The organism is Novosphingobium sp. PC22D (assembly GCF_002556635.1).
In the GTDB taxonomy this organism is placed as follows: Bacteria; Pseudomonadota; Alphaproteobacteria; order Sphingomonadales; family Sphingomonadaceae; genus Novosphingobium.
In genome coordinates, this window is the sequence record NZ_MWMO01000001.1 from 336,945 (window position 1) to 349,672 (window position 12,728).

Sequence of the window (12,728 nt, forward strand, 5' to 3'; positions counted from 1 at the left end):
CCGGAAAGTGCGCGATATAGTTACCGTCGTGACCACGGGCCTTTACAAGGGCTCGCCAGCCTAAATCTAACCAAAGTTAGACAAGGGAACTCAGAGAACTCCGTTCTCCGGACTTGACGCATCGGCGACAGAATTTACGGTTTTATACTTGTATTTAAACCGTAACCATAAGCCAGGCGTGACTGACTTCCTCTGGTGGGCGCAAATCTCGCCGGCATTCGGCTAACGAAAGTATAAATCGGTTGTTTCGAGCGCGAAGTCTGGCGGAAAACAACGTTAAGGCCGGTTTAACCACGCAACGTAACGTGATCCCCACCAAGTGCTGGCAAAGTGCCGACTCATGGGCATTGCCAACACCAGAAATCGCGCCTTGGCCGAAGACCTGCACCCGTCCTGGGTCCTGCCCGAGCCGGTCGAGGAAAGCGAGACTGAGGCCGAAGCCGTCACCGGCCTCGCGCAATGCACCAGCCTGCTCACCATGGGCGGCCGATCCGGCAAGAAGAAGCGGCCGGTGCTGCTGCTCGATCCCGAAGAGGCCGCCAAGGCCTATCGCCAGATGGAAACCACCGCGGCGCAGGATTTCGCCGATCCCGAACGTGCCAACGCGCGGCTCGTCCCGACCACCGGCCTGAGCCCTGTCGCCAACGGCGCCGATTCGAGGGTCGATGAAACGGGGCCCGAGGATTGGCGGGCATGGGCCGAGATGACGCCGCCGACGCTGTCGGTCGTGCCCCAAGACGCCGGACCTTCGCCGGTCGGTGCCGTCCGTCCGGCCGAAACGGTCGACGACGAGACCTCGGGCCTGTCTCCGGATACGCCTCCGAACGCGCCCGATCGCGCCTCGCCGCGCGCGGTCGCGCCGGTTGCCGATTCGCCCCCGGCGCCTTCGCCCGCGCGAAGCGATCGCTCACGCGCACCGATCGCGCGCCTCCCGGCCGAGCCAATTGCCCGCCTTCCGGCTACGTCCCTCACCCGGCCCGAGCAGCGCCGCGCGGCACCTGCCGACGGCGCCCCGGCGCCCGAGGCCGCGCGCGGGACCCCGCCTTCTCGGGAGCCTGTCACCGTGCAAGGCGCCCAGGAGTCGCGCCAGCCGCGCCGTCAGAAGTTCGAGGAAGTGCCCTTCGCGCCCGAATCGCGCGTGCTTGCCGAGGCCGCGCCCGAAGCGGTCTTCTCGCGCCTCCCGCGCGGCGCCGAACCGGCGCGCAGCGCGTTGCGTCGCGACATCGCGGTGCAGCCGGTGAAGCCGCTGTCGGAGCGCTCGCCGGTCGTCGCCTTCCTGCTCGCGGTGCGCAAGGCCTTCGCGCGGCTGGCCTCGCGGAACTGATCGGCTGCGGTCGGGCGGCGGGCCTCCGCTTTCAGCCGGGCGTCATTTCGGGCGGAAACTCGTCGATCGTGAGCGTGTAGTCGCGCAGCGCGAATTTCCAGGCGCCGCCTTCCTTGCGCAAGGTGTCGTCGTAGCGCCCGGCGAGCTTGAACGTCCCCCCGGCCTTGGTGCGCACGATCTCGCGAGCATAGCTGCGACAGACTGCCGAATCGCCTTCGACCGCGATCGCGCCGACAAGGCCGACGAAAGCGACGTCGGTCCAGTCCTTCCACAGCCCGTCCCAGGTCGCCCGCAAGGCTTCGTGGCCCTGGACGTCGAACAGGTGACTGCGCCAGCGTCCGTCCTCGGCGAAGCACGCGAGCCACTGATCGCCGTCGCCGCGCCAGCTCGCGTCGCCATAGGTGTCGTAGAGCTCGCGAATGGCAAGCCGGTCTTCGATCGGTCCACTGAAGGCCATGTCTCTCTCCCTCGCGTAGTTTTTCCGAGGGTGCTGTCCGAAACCGTCTCGCGCAAGCGGCGAAAATGGAACATCGGCTCTCTTGGACGGCGCCGCCCGCAGTGCGTCTCGCAATCAGCGCGTCTCGTAGAGCTCCTGCATCGTCTTGGCGGCGAACCGCTGGAGGCGCTCCATCCGGGCCTCGTCGGCGAAAACCGGGGTGTGGAGCAGCATCCCGAGATGAATCGTGCCGATGAAGTCATGGGCGAGCTTGAGCAGGTCCCAGTGGTCCTGCCACTGGGGGAAGGCCTCGATCATTTCGCTGGTCCACGCCGCGTCGTAACGCCGGGCCGCCGGATCGAACACCTCGGCAAGCTCCGCGTCTGTCCGCGCGGCGACGGCGAATTCAACCCAGGCGGCATATTCGCGCGTGCGCACCGAGCGCCAGTGCGCTGCGCAGGCCAGTTCGATCAACGGCTCGTCGCGGCGCTGCTCGACCGCTGCGAAGTAGTCGGCGAGGAACGAGCGCATGCGGTGGTAGACCACGTGTTCGACCACCGAGGCAACCAGCTCCATGCGCGTCGCGAAGTGATGGTGCATCGCCCCGCGCGAGACCTGCGCGCGCTGCGCCACGGCGGCGGTGGTGAGACCGACATAGCCCGCGTCGACAAGGCAATCGACGGCGGCGGACACTAGCCGCTCGCGCATCCGGGCGCTCTTGCGCTGCTGCCAGTTTCCCGCCTCGGCCTGTGCGGTGCTTGGCAGGAGGGCGTTGAGCACGCGGTCCCGTATCTGAGCAGTCTCGGCTTGCACTGTTCCCCCGTCCCAGGTTCGATGGCCCGATCGTCGGCCACCAGCAGCCGTCAGGCAGACTAGCAAAAGTCGCAGGTGGGCCGTGCGCGGCGGGCATAGCATAAAAACCGGCAGGTGAGTCGGTATTGAGACGATTTCACGGGAAAACAGAGCCGCGCGATACGATGCGGCGCCCACGGAGAGGTGATGGCATGGATGGAGCCTCAATTCGGATATGCGTTTGCCCCGCCGTGCCGCGGCGGACGGCGGACTAGCGCCATGGCGACCGACCTCACTCTCGAAGGCGATCTCGTCGCGCAGGTGCGCGATCTTGCCGCGCGCCGCGACATCAACGCGGCCGTTCAGCGCTACATGCGCGGGCTCGACCGGCTCGATCCCGATCTCCAGCGCAGCGCCTTTCACCCCGATGCGACGATCGACTGCGGGTTGATGGTGGGCGGCGTGGAGGAATTCGTCGCGTTCTCGCAGGACCTGCTCGCCGGCATGGACGCGACGCACCATATGCTCGGGCAAGTCTCGCTCGAAGTCGATCCGGCGGACGGGCGCGCCTCGGGCGAATGCTATTTCCAGGCATGGCACCGCACCGGCAACGAGGCCGAGGGCTGGCGCGACCTGTTCATCGCCGGGCGCTATCTCGACGCCTACGCTTGCCGGGACGGCGAATGGCGGATCGCCGCGCGCACGCTCGTGACCGACTGGGTCAGGGACGATCCCGGCACTATCGACTTTTTCGCAGCCAATCCGGATGCGCCGCGCGGAGGCCGCCGGGGGGCGGACCCGAGCGAGAACCGCAACCGCATCCCGATCGCAGGAGAACGACCATGAACATCCAGAACAAGCTCTCGCGCTATTCGGAGGAATTCGATCCGCCGGTGCGCGGCGACACGATCACCGCCGACCGCTATATCTCGAAGGCGTGGATGGAAGCCGAGAACGACAAGCTCTGGCCCAAGGTCTGGCACCTGGGCGGCGTGCTCGCCGACCTCGAGGAGGAAGGCGACATCATTCGCCACAACTTCGGCAAGGAATCGGTGATCATGGTCAAGCAGGAGGACGGAACGATCCGCGCCTTCTTCAATGCCTGCCCGCACCGCGGCAACCGCCTCGTGCTTGGCGACGTGACCAGCGTGCCGCGCATCGTGTGCGGCTATCATAACTGGACTTTCGATCTCGACGGCACGCTGGCGCAAGTGCAGGACCCCGACGACTTCGCGGGCGGCAATCCTTGCGGCAAGGTGCACCTCACCGAAGTGCGCTGCGAGACCTGGGGGCCCTTCGTGTTCTGGTGCATGGACGATGATGTCGCGCCGCTCCACGAATGGCTCGCGCCGTTCCCCGAGCGTCTCGCGGGCTACGGCATCGACAACTGGGTGCGCGTGCTCAACCTGTCGGCCGATTGCGAGTTCAACTGGAAGATCATCCGCGACAACTTCAACGAATCGTATCACTTGCCCACGATCCACCCCGAGCTGGCGACCTTCATCAACGACGGCCTGCCCGACACGCTGTTCGAGATGTACCCCTCGGGCCACAACTCGATGTGGATGAAGGGCCACCAGGCCACCACGCGGGTCGACTATCACACCACCGAGGTCCCCGCCCCGCTCGACGATGTCGCGCGTGCCTGGGAGATCGACCCGGCCGAGTACAAGGGCCGCACTGGCGATCTGCGCGAGGCGATCGTGGAAGCCAAGCGCCGGCTCGGTCCCGGCCGGGGCTTCACCAACTACGAGAACATGACCGACCAGCAGCTCGTCGACTATTTCCACTGCACGCTGTTTCCGAACCTCACCCTGACGATGAGCCCCGAGCAGCTTCAGGTGCTGCGTACCGAGCCGCATCCCACCGATCCGGAGAAGTGCGTGTTCCAGCACTGGTGCCTCTATCCGCCGGTCGAAGGCATGGACAAGGTCGTCACCCCGGTCGGCGAAGTGCCGCTCGAACATGATGCCATCGCGCGCCACTCGGTCTACGGCGACGGCGTTTCGCTCGGTTTCGTGGCCGATCAGGACCTCTCGATCGGCACCAGCCAGCAGCAGGGGTTGAACTCGCGCGGCTTCAAGGGCTTCATCCTGCCCGAGCAGGAAAAGCGGGTGCAGCGCTTCCACGAGTTGCTCAACGACATGGTCGGCGCGGTCGAGTAAGCGCGCGATGGTTCCGATTCCCGGCGTTCCGGGCAAGCATGTCATGCAGATCGCCTTCATGGTCGAGGACCTTCACGCGGCCTGCATGAACTGGGTCCGCACAACCGGGATCGGGCCGTTCCTCGAAGTGCCGCACGTCGTGCTCGAGGAGTTCGGCTACCGGGGGACGAAGTCCTCCGGGCTCGACTTCTCGGTGGCGATCGCCCAGTCGGGCGGCGTCCAGATCGAACTGGTGCAGCAGCACAGCGACGGCCCCTCGGCCTATCGCGACACCATCGCCAGGGGCGAGGGCGGCTTCCACCACCTCGCGATCTACACCGACGACTACGACGCGACCTATGGAGGCTATGTCGGGCGCGGCTTCGTCGCGGCGGTGGACGGCACGTTCGGCGGCTATCGCTTCAGCTATATCGACACCAGCCCGGCGATCGGCTGCATGGTCGAGCTGATCGAGGCGAACCCGCTCCAGACCGACTTTTTCGAACGCATCGCCGCCGCGGCCGAGGGTTGGGACGGCGAGACCGATCCGATCCGGACTGCCTTTCCCGCGGCCTGAACCAAGGACATCCGCCATGACCCAATGCCCCGTCGAGGATCGCCTGGCGATCCAGGACCTGCTGATCGCCTATGCCCACGCCGTCGACAGCCTGCACGATCTCGACGGCATCTGCGATGTCTTCGTCGAGGACGCCGTGTTCGATCTATCCGGGATCGGCTTCCCCAGCCTCAACGGGACCGGCGAGATCCGCACGTTCTTCGAGGACACCTTCGCGGCGATGTCGGCGCACGCGCACTATCTCACCAATTTCGCGATCACCGCCTATACCGGCGATACCGCCTCGATCCGCGCCTACGTGATCGGCATGGGCAAGTACAAGGCGGGCGGCGGGATTACCGTCCACGGCCGCTACTACTTCGACGTGGTGCGCACCGATACAGGCTGGAAGGCGACGCGCTACACCATGGATTTCCTGATCCCGCCCGAAGGCTGATGCGTGCTCAGACTTGCGTGAAGCCGCCGTCCATCACCAGTTCGTCGCAGGTCATGAAGCTCGAGGCCTCAGAGGCGAGGAACACCACGCCGCCGGCCATTTCCTCGGCCTTGCCGAGGCGGCCGATGGGATGGGCGATGTTCATCGCCGCGATCGAGGCCTCGACCGAGGGCGCCGCGCCGAGTTCGACGTAGCGCTGCATGATCGAGCTCAACATCGGCGTGTCGATCCCGCCCGGATGCACCGAGTTGACCCGGATGTTGTAGCCCAGCGCCGCGAATTCGGCGCCCAGGCACTTGGACAGCATGCGGATCGCCGCCTTGCTGGTGCAGTAGGCGGCATTGAACGCGGCGCCGTTGATCCCGCCAACGCTCGAGAAGTTGATCACCGAGGCGCCCGTCTTACGCGCCTTGCCGCCGGCCTTGAGCAGGTCGAGCATGACCTGGCAGCCGATGATCGCGCTGTCGACGTTGACGGCGTTGACCTTGTGGAACTGCTCGAGCGGTGTGTCCTCGAACCGGGTGACGATCGAGAAGCCGGCATTGTTGACCAGCGCGTCGAGCCGTCCATGCTTCTCGCCGACCAGCTTTGCCACCGCGCGCCAGTCGGCCTCACTGGTGACGTCGTGCCTGAGGTAGTGGTCGGCGCCCTCGATCTCGGCGTTTTCGGCGAGATCGGTGGCGACGACGCTCGCGCCCGCCGCTTTCATGCCCTTGACGATCTCGCGGCCGATGCCGCCCGCCGCCCCGGTGACGACGGCGACGACCTCTGGCAGGGCGATGCTCATTTCGGAGTCCCTTCGTGGTTCATTGGGCGGTCCAGCCGCCGTCGATGACCAGTTCGGCGCCGGTCATGTAGGAACTGTCCGAACTGGCGAGGAAGAAGGCCGCGCCGGCGAGTTCGGAAGGATCGGCGAGGCGGCCGATCGGCGTCTTTTGCGAGCCCATGTCGACGAGGTCCTGCGGCTTGTCGGCGACGCCGCTGTCGACCCAGCGCTGGAAGCCGGCCTGGAGCAGCGGCGTTACGACGAAGCCGGGGTGCAGCGAATTGGCCCGGATCGGCATGCGCTTTTCTGCGAATTCGAGCGCGATCGACTTCGTGAACATCCGCACCGCGCCCTTGCTGGCGTTGTATCCGGCGACCTCGCTCATGCCGACGAGGCCCATGATCGAGCTGACGTTGATGATCGAGGCGCCGCCGCGCACCTCGGCGCCGCTCTGCTCCATCAGCGGCACGAAGGTGCGCACGCCCAGGAACACGCCGTCGACGTTGATTGCCATGATCTTGCGCCAACCCTCCATCGAGAGCGAGGCAACCGCGCCGGTGAGATCGATCCCGGCATTGTTGACGAGCACATGGAGCCTGCCGTGTCGCTCCGCGACCGCGTCGCGTACCGCCTGCCAGTCATCCTCGCTGGTCACGTTGGCCTGCACGTAGCTTGCCGCTTGCCCCAGCCGGTCGAGCGTTTCGGTCGCGTAGTCGGTGCCGGGGTCTTCGAGGTCGGTTAGAACGACTTCGGCGCCTTCGGCGAGAAACCGCTCGACGCAGGCGAGGCCGATGCCGCGCAGGCCGCCCGTCACCAGCGCGACCCGGCCCGGGAGCCGCTGTGCGCCGAGCCCGGTCGGATCGAGCGCGCTCATACGCCCATCATCCCTGCGGTGGTCGCGCCGTCGATGACGTATTCGCTGCCCGAGACGAAGCGCGATTCGTCGCTGCCGAGCCAGGCGACGAGCGCGGCCACTTCCTCGACGCTCGCCATGCGCTTCAGCGGGCTCATGCCCTCGTAGGCGGCGCGCGTGGCGGCGGGATCGCCCGAGCCTTCGATGATGTTGCGGATCATCGCGGTCTCGACGACGCCGGGCAGGATCGCGTTGACGCGGATCGCGTAGCCCTGGTTGCCGCAGTGCACCGCCGCCGACTTCACCAGCGCCACGACCGCCGCCTTGGTGACCGAATAGGCGACGAAATTGCCCATCGCGCGGTGCGCGTTCATCGAGGAATTGACCACGATCGCGCCGGTCGGACCTTGCGCGTTGCGCTTCATCGCGCGGATCGCGTGCTGGACGGTCAGCATCGCGCCCGTCTGGTTCACGCCGACGACCTTGTTCCAGCCGTCCATCGTGATGTCCTCGACGCTGGCGTCTCCGCTTTCGGTCCCGGCATTGGCGAAGGCGATGTCGAGCCGGCCGAAGTCTGCGAGGATCATGTCGGTCAATTCCGGCCAGGCGGCGGCATCGGTCACGTCGTGCTTGTGAAAGCGGGCGCCGGTCGCGGCGCAGACCTGCTCGGCCGCGGCGGCGTTCGAGCCGGTGAAGACGACCCGCGCGCCTTCGGCGGCAAGCCGACCGACCGTTCCCGCGCCGATGCCCGAGGTTCCTCCGGTGACGAGCGCCACCTTGCCTTCAAGCCGCATGCCCACGGCAATCTCCCATCTGGTTCTTGGATACCGGTTCGGCGCAATCGGCCCGTGACGCAACCTATGATTTCGGCAAGGTGACTCACGCACCGCCACGCGCCAGAACCCAAGCAAACCGGGGAGTGCGTCCCTAAGCAACGAGAGGATACCTGACGACCATGGCCGATCGCGATCCCGACATCATCGAAGGCGCCCGGCTGGGCGAAGACCGCTCGGAGGGTATTAGCTGGGCCGAGCTGATGGACCTGGACTCGGTGCCGCCGCCGCAGTTCCTGCGCGAGGAGAGCTATAGCTATCGCGGCTCCGAACCGATCCCTGCCGAGCGCTATACGAGCGAGGAATTCGCCGCGCTCGAGCGTGAGCGGATGTGGCCCTATGTCTGGCAGTTCGCGGCGCGCGAGGAGGAACTGCCCGAGGCGGGCGACTACGTCGTATACGAGAATGCCGGGCGCTCGTTCATCCTCAGCCGCCAGGACGACGGCTCGATCCGCGCCTTCCACAATGTCTGCCTGCACCGCGGCCGCAAGCTGCGCACCGAGGACGGCAACGCCGACACCTTCACCTGCCCCTTCCACGCCTTCTCATGGAACAAGGACGCGTCTTTCAACAAGATGCCCTGCGCCTGGGACTTCCCGCACCTCAAGCCGGGCTCGATGGACCTGCCGCAGGCCGAGGTCGGCCGCTGGGCGGGCTACGTTTTCATCCGCGAGGAGAGCGGCGGGCCGAGCCTCGAGGAATACCTCGCGCCGCTGCCCGAACACTTCAAGCGCTGGCGGCATGAGGAATGCGCCACGGTGATGCACGTCGCCAAGGAAGTGCCGGCGAACTGGAAAGTGACGATGGAGGCCTTCATGGAGGCCTGGCACACGATCGTCACCCACCCGCAGCTCCTGCCCTTCACGGGCGATTCGAACGCGGCCTACTGGACCTTCGGCGACAACGTGAACGTCAACCTCGTGCCGTTCGGGGTGATGAGCCCGCACATCGTGGCAAGCGGCGGCGGCCAGGGCGAACAGTGGATCGTCGACGAGTTCATCAAGTACAACGGCCGTTCCTCCGACAACTATGACCCCGGTGCCGACCCGATGGCGATCGAGGTGCCCGAAGGCCAGAAGGCGCGCGAGGCGCTCGGCAACCGGATGCGCGAGGTCTATACCCAGCAGACCGGCTACGACCATTCGGACGCGACCGACGCCGAAGTGCTCGACGCGCTGGTCTACAACGTCTTTCCCAATTTCGGGCCCTGGGGCGGCTTCATGCCCAATATCGTCTATAGCTGGTTCCCGGGCAGCACGCCCGACACCTGCGTGATGGACGTGCGCATCCTCGCCCGGGTCAAGAAAGGCGAGCCGATCCCGCGCGCAGCGCCGCGCAAGTTCCTGCGGCTCGACCAGAAGTGGACCGAGGCCCCCGAACTTGGCGGGCTGGGCGACGTGTTCGAGCAGGACATGGACAACCTGCCCTACGTCCAGCAGGGGCTCCACGTCTCCAAGACCGGCGACGTCAACCTCGGCAACTACCAGGAAATCCGCATTCGCCAGTTCCAGGACACGATGATGAAGTACATCAACGGGGAACTGGGCGGCTCGGCCGGGAAATGAGCGCGATCGACCACGGGCCAGACCCGCTCGCGCAGGCGAGCGAGGCGGATCACCCGCCGCGCATCGATTGCGTGCTGATCGCCGGGGGCGAATGGCACGACATCGATTTCGCGCGGCTGGAACTGCTCAAGCTGCTCGCCGAGGACCCGAGCGTGCGCACCCGCGTGTTCGAGGACTTCGAGAATCTCGACGCGATCGGCGCCGCCGACATCCTCATCAGCTACACCTGCAACGTCATGCCCTCGCGCGCGGCGCAGGAGGCCCTGCGCGACTGGGTCGAGGCCGGCGGGCGCTGGTATGCGCTGCACGGGACGAACTCGATCCTCAAGCTGATGGACGACGGTCTGTTCCACGCCCTGCGCGACGCGCCGCTGATGATGGAGGTGCTGGGCAGCCAGTTCATCTCGCATCCGCCGATCGCGCCTTATACGGTGACCGTCGCCGATCCGGGCCACGCGCTGGTCGCGGGGGTCGAGCCGTTCGAGACGACCGATGAACTCTATCACCTCGAAACGCACGGCGATCTGCACGTGCTGCTCGAGACCGAGTGTACCGAGGAAGGCACGGGCTTCGCCGAAGCTGCCGATGCGCCCGGCATCCACCCGGTGTTGTACATCAAGCGGCGCGGCAAGGGTGCGGTGCTCTACAACACGCTCGGCCATTGCCGCGGGCACTACGACCTGCAGCCGATGGCCGAGTGGTGGCCGACGCTCGACCGCTGCGCCTGGGAGCTGCCCGTGTTCTACGATCTACTGCGTCGCGGGATCGGCTGGATCAAGGACCGCGAGGCGCCGTAGCTCGCGCGGTATCGACCTGCGTCGAAATCTGGAGTGGAGCCTTCTCGCTCAGTTGAGCGCGGCCGCGTAGCGGTCGAGCGAGGCGAGCGGGCTCTCGGGCCAGCGCGAGAGCACGAGCAACCGCTTGTGGCCGCTGCCGATCGCGAGTTCGTCGGTCACGCCCATTCCACCGTGGAACTGGATCATCTCGTGGCCGAGCTTGAGCGAGGCGTCGGCGATGAAGGCGCGTGCGCCTTGCACCGTCCTGGCGAAGTCGGCGGAGCCCCAAGAGACGAGCGCGTAGTCGATCAGTGCGCGGCTTTGCTCGATCGCGATGTACTGCTCGGCCATACGGTGCTGGATCGCCTGGAAGCTGCCGAGCGGCGCACCGAACTGGTCGCGCGTGCGCAAGTAGTCGAGCGTGTCGTCGAACAGGCGCTGCATGATGCCGAGCGCCTCGGCGCTGCGTGCGAGCCCGGCGAGTTCGTCGGCCCGCGCGATCGCGTCCAGACCGCCTGAGAGCCTTGCCTCGGCACCCAGGGCCACGTTCTCCAGCGTCAGGGCAGTGGCACGGCTGCCGTCGGCGGCGGTCCAGTCGCGGGCGGCAAGTCCGGGGGCATCGGCGCCAACGAGGAACAGCGCGATGCCGTCTGCATCGCCCGGAGCACCCGAAAGCCGGGCGGTAACGATGTAGCCGTCGGCACCGCCGCCCGCGATGGAAAAGGGCTTGGCGCCGTTGAGCGCGAAACCGTCGCCCCGCGCCTCGGCGGCGGTCTCGACCCAGATCGATCCGTCGCGCGCGCCCGCTTCGGCATGCGCGAGCGCCAGGCGCCGCTCGCCGGAGATCAGCGCGTCGAGCCATTCGTCGCGCAGCGCGTCCGACGCTGTCATCGCGAACAGCCGTCCGGCAAGCACGACCGCTTCGGCGAGCGGCTCGACCACGAGCCCGCGGCCGAGCGCTTCGAATACTGTGGCAATGCCCGTGGCATCGAGGCCAAGGCCGCCCATGTCCTCCGGAAACGGTGCCGCGATCAGGCCGAGTTCGCCCAGCAGGGCCCAATTCGTTCCGGAAAAGCCGTTGGGCTCGGACAGGAATGCCCGCCGACTGTCGTGATCGTAGTGATCGGTGACGAAGCGCTCGGTCAAGGCCTTAAGCATCTCTTCATCTTCGCTAAGATCGAAATTCACAGCCCACTCCCGCTCTTTGGATCGCCTCTAGCACTGCGGGGCGGGCAAGCTCTTCTACGCAAAAGGCTAGGGCGAAAACGCCGATATCGGGACGTCCGGTGATTGTGCCGCCCCCGTTCGCGGGCTAAGGATGTTCGCGAGAGGATAGATGTCACTACTGTCTCAAGATAAGATCGATGCGGTTCGGGTGTCTTCGCCGGACACGATCCGCCGGGCGGCGCAAGCCCTGCACCAGATCGCCATGGACTGCGGCATGCGCGCGGCGCCCGCGCACGACATCGCCGACAAGCGCACCCCCGTCGACGCCGAAGGCAACATGCTCGCGACCGAGGTTTTCGGCTGGGGGGACGACGACCGCGTCTGGTGGCGCAATTCGCGCATCGCGCTCGATTCCCCGCTGACCACGGCCTGCCGCTTCGAAGGGCAACCTTTCTGGGCCAATGCGGAGGGTTTCCGCACGCGCGAGGCCAATGCCTATCTCGAATCGATCGACATCACCAATTTCGAGCAGCGGGCCATGACCCGCGCGGCGATCGCGGTGCCGGTGCACTTGCCGTTCGGCCAGATCGGCGCGGTCAGCTTCAATCCGCTCGACAAGACCAAGACCGACCTCGAAGAGGATTTCTACAAGTATTCCGACGCCTTCGGAATCTACGCGCGCACGTTCATCGTCACCTATGTGCAGATCATGGGGTCTGCGCAGGCGCTGCCCTCGGCCTCGCGGCTGTCGAAGCGCGAGGTCGAGTGCCTGCGCTGGGCCGCGATCGGCAAGACCGACCTCGAGATCAGCATGATCATGTCGCGCAGCCGCGCCACGGTGCGCTTTCACATCCACAATGCGGCGACCAAGCTCAACGCGGTCAACCGCAGCCAGACGGTCTTCAAGGCCGCGCAACTGGGCTATATCTCGCTCTGAGGTCGCCGCGAGCGGGTACGCTGCCTTCAGGCGTCCCTGCAGGCTTGGCCGTTGGGCCGCGCGAGAAGCCCGGCGGGCGATGTTTTTCCGCCCATCGCAATGGCTACCCTAGCGTTTTAGCG

General features: G+C 66.4%; 14 protein-coding genes. 8 read left to right on the forward strand and 6 right to left on the reverse strand.

The genetic code is table 11. The features are described 5' to 3' along the window. The first annotated feature begins 370 nt into the window (after window positions 1-370). Entirely contained in the window at window positions 371-1,324 is a 954-nt protein-coding gene (locus B2G71_RS01520; protein ID WP_098103995.1) for a hypothetical protein, read from the forward strand. Window positions 1,325-1,355: 31 nt separating this feature from the next. On the opposite strand, the gene B2G71_RS01525 is transcribed toward B2G71_RS01520, so the two are convergent. Both B2G71_RS01525 and B2G71_RS01530 read right to left on the reverse strand, forming a co-directional pair. After that, on the reverse strand, window positions 1,356-1,781 hold the full coding sequence (locus tag B2G71_RS01525) for a nuclear transport factor 2 family protein (RefSeq protein WP_098103996.1): 426 nt from the start codon (window positions 1,779-1,781) through the stop codon (window positions 1,356-1,358). Between the two features lie 114 nt (window positions 1,782-1,895). Continuing rightward, on the reverse strand, window positions 1,896-2,540 hold the full coding sequence (locus tag B2G71_RS01530; RefSeq protein ID WP_240529949.1) for a TetR/AcrR family transcriptional regulator: 645 nt from the start codon (window positions 2,538-2,540) through the stop codon (window positions 1,896-1,898). 291 nt (window positions 2,541-2,831) lie between these two features. Here B2G71_RS01530 and B2G71_RS01535 point away from each other — a divergent pair, with 291 nt between their 5' ends. From B2G71_RS01535 to B2G71_RS01550, 4 genes are read left to right on the forward strand one after another with little or no spacing between them, the layout of a single operon-like run. Then, window positions 2,832-3,398, forward strand: coding sequence for a nuclear transport factor 2 family protein (locus B2G71_RS01535; protein WP_098103998.1), 567 nt, complete (start codon window positions 2,832-2,834; stop codon window positions 3,396-3,398). Beyond that, window positions 3,395-4,717 (forward strand): aromatic ring-hydroxylating dioxygenase subunit alpha, encoded by a 1,323-nt coding sequence (locus B2G71_RS01540; protein WP_098103999.1) that lies wholly within the window; start codon window positions 3,395-3,397, stop codon window positions 4,715-4,717. The genes B2G71_RS01535 and B2G71_RS01540 overlap by 4 nt, the downstream gene beginning before the upstream one ends. A 7-nt stretch (window positions 4,718-4,724) precedes the next feature. After that, complete coding sequence (locus B2G71_RS01545; RefSeq protein WP_240529950.1) at window positions 4,725-5,273, forward strand: VOC family protein; 549 nt, start codon at window positions 4,725-4,727, stop codon at window positions 5,271-5,273. A gap of 16 nt (window positions 5,274-5,289) precedes the next feature. Continuing rightward, complete coding sequence (locus B2G71_RS01550) at window positions 5,290-5,709, forward strand: nuclear transport factor 2 family protein (RefSeq protein WP_098104000.1); 420 nt, start codon at window positions 5,290-5,292, stop codon at window positions 5,707-5,709. Between the two features lie 7 nt (window positions 5,710-5,716). On the opposite strand, the gene B2G71_RS01555 is transcribed toward B2G71_RS01550, so the two are convergent. The 3 genes from B2G71_RS01555 to B2G71_RS01565 are packed head-to-tail and all read right to left on the reverse strand — an operon-like array spanning window position 5,717 to window position 8,122. After that, entirely contained in the window at window positions 5,717-6,496 is a 780-nt protein-coding gene (locus tag B2G71_RS01555) for an SDR family oxidoreductase (protein ID WP_098104001.1), read from the reverse strand. 19 nt (window positions 6,497-6,515) lie between these two features. Further along, window positions 6,516-7,349: a glucose 1-dehydrogenase gene (locus B2G71_RS01560; RefSeq protein ID WP_098104002.1), complete on the reverse strand. Its 834-nt coding sequence runs from the start codon at window positions 7,347-7,349 to the stop codon at window positions 6,516-6,518. Continuing rightward, window positions 7,346-8,122, reverse strand: a complete 777-nt coding sequence (locus B2G71_RS01565; RefSeq protein WP_098104003.1) for an SDR family NAD(P)-dependent oxidoreductase — start codon at window positions 8,120-8,122, stop codon at window positions 7,346-7,348. The genes B2G71_RS01560 and B2G71_RS01565 overlap by 4 nt, the downstream gene beginning before the upstream one ends. A gap of 161 nt (window positions 8,123-8,283) precedes the next feature. On the opposite strand from B2G71_RS01565, the gene B2G71_RS01570 reads away from it, so the two are divergent. After that, the gene (locus tag B2G71_RS01570; RefSeq protein WP_098104004.1) at window positions 8,284-9,726 is read left to right on the forward strand and encodes an aromatic ring-hydroxylating dioxygenase subunit alpha; all 1,443 of its coding nucleotides are present in this window, start codon (window positions 8,284-8,286) and stop codon (window positions 9,724-9,726) included. Further along, window positions 9,723-10,523 carry a ThuA domain-containing protein gene (locus tag B2G71_RS01575; RefSeq protein WP_098104005.1) on the forward strand — a complete coding sequence of 267 codons (801 nt, stop codon included), beginning with the start codon at window positions 9,723-9,725 and terminating at the stop codon, window positions 10,521-10,523. The genes B2G71_RS01570 and B2G71_RS01575 overlap by 4 nt, the downstream gene beginning before the upstream one ends. 48 nt (window positions 10,524-10,571) lie before the next feature. Here the strand turns inward: B2G71_RS01575 and B2G71_RS01580 are convergent, their stop codons facing one another. Continuing rightward, window positions 10,572-11,660, reverse strand: coding sequence for an acyl-CoA dehydrogenase family protein (locus tag B2G71_RS01580; protein WP_240529951.1), 1,089 nt, complete (start codon window positions 11,658-11,660; stop codon window positions 10,572-10,574). Between the two features lie 178 nt (window positions 11,661-11,838). Here B2G71_RS01580 and B2G71_RS01585 point away from each other — a divergent pair, with 178 nt between their 5' ends. After that, entirely contained in the window at window positions 11,839-12,606 is a 768-nt protein-coding gene (locus B2G71_RS01585) for a helix-turn-helix transcriptional regulator (protein WP_098104007.1), read from the forward strand. Window positions 12,607-12,728: the final 122 nt, after the last annotated feature.

What these genes read in the sequence shown, in the direction of transcription:
- B2G71_RS01575 (WP_098104005.1), top strand. Translation starts at nt 9,723, where the DNA reads ATGAGCGCGATCGACCACGGGCCAGACCCGCTCGCGCAGGCGAGCGAG.
- B2G71_RS01525 (WP_098103996.1), bottom strand. Translation starts at nt 1,781, where the DNA reads ATGGCCTTCAGTGGACCGATCGAAGACCGGCTTGCCATTCGCGAGCTC.
- B2G71_RS01555 (WP_098104001.1), bottom strand. Translation starts at nt 6,496, where the DNA reads ATGAGCATCGCCCTGCCAGAGGTCGTCGCCGTCGTCACCGGGGCGGCG.
- B2G71_RS01545 (WP_240529950.1), top strand. Translation starts at nt 4,725, where the DNA reads ATGGTTCCGATTCCCGGCGTTCCGGGCAAGCATGTCATGCAGATCGCC.
- B2G71_RS01540 (WP_098103999.1), top strand. Translation starts at nt 3,395, where the DNA reads ATGAACATCCAGAACAAGCTCTCGCGCTATTCGGAGGAATTCGATCCG.
- B2G71_RS01565 (WP_098104003.1), bottom strand. Translation starts at nt 8,122, where the DNA reads ATGCGGCTTGAAGGCAAGGTGGCGCTCGTCACCGGAGGAACCTCGGGC.
- B2G71_RS01560 (WP_098104002.1), bottom strand. Translation starts at nt 7,349, where the DNA reads ATGAGCGCGCTCGATCCGACCGGGCTCGGCGCACAGCGGCTCCCGGGC.
- B2G71_RS01580 (WP_240529951.1), bottom strand. Translation starts at nt 11,660, where the DNA reads ATGCTTAAGGCCTTGACCGAGCGCTTCGTCACCGATCACTACGATCAC.
- B2G71_RS01570 (WP_098104004.1), top strand. Translation starts at nt 8,284, where the DNA reads ATGGCCGATCGCGATCCCGACATCATCGAAGGCGCCCGGCTGGGCGAA.
- B2G71_RS01535 (WP_098103998.1), top strand. Translation starts at nt 2,832, where the DNA reads ATGGCGACCGACCTCACTCTCGAAGGCGATCTCGTCGCGCAGGTGCGC.
- B2G71_RS01585 (WP_098104007.1), top strand. Translation starts at nt 11,839, where the DNA reads ATGTCACTACTGTCTCAAGATAAGATCGATGCGGTTCGGGTGTCTTCG.
- B2G71_RS01550 (WP_098104000.1), top strand. Translation starts at nt 5,290, where the DNA reads ATGACCCAATGCCCCGTCGAGGATCGCCTGGCGATCCAGGACCTGCTG.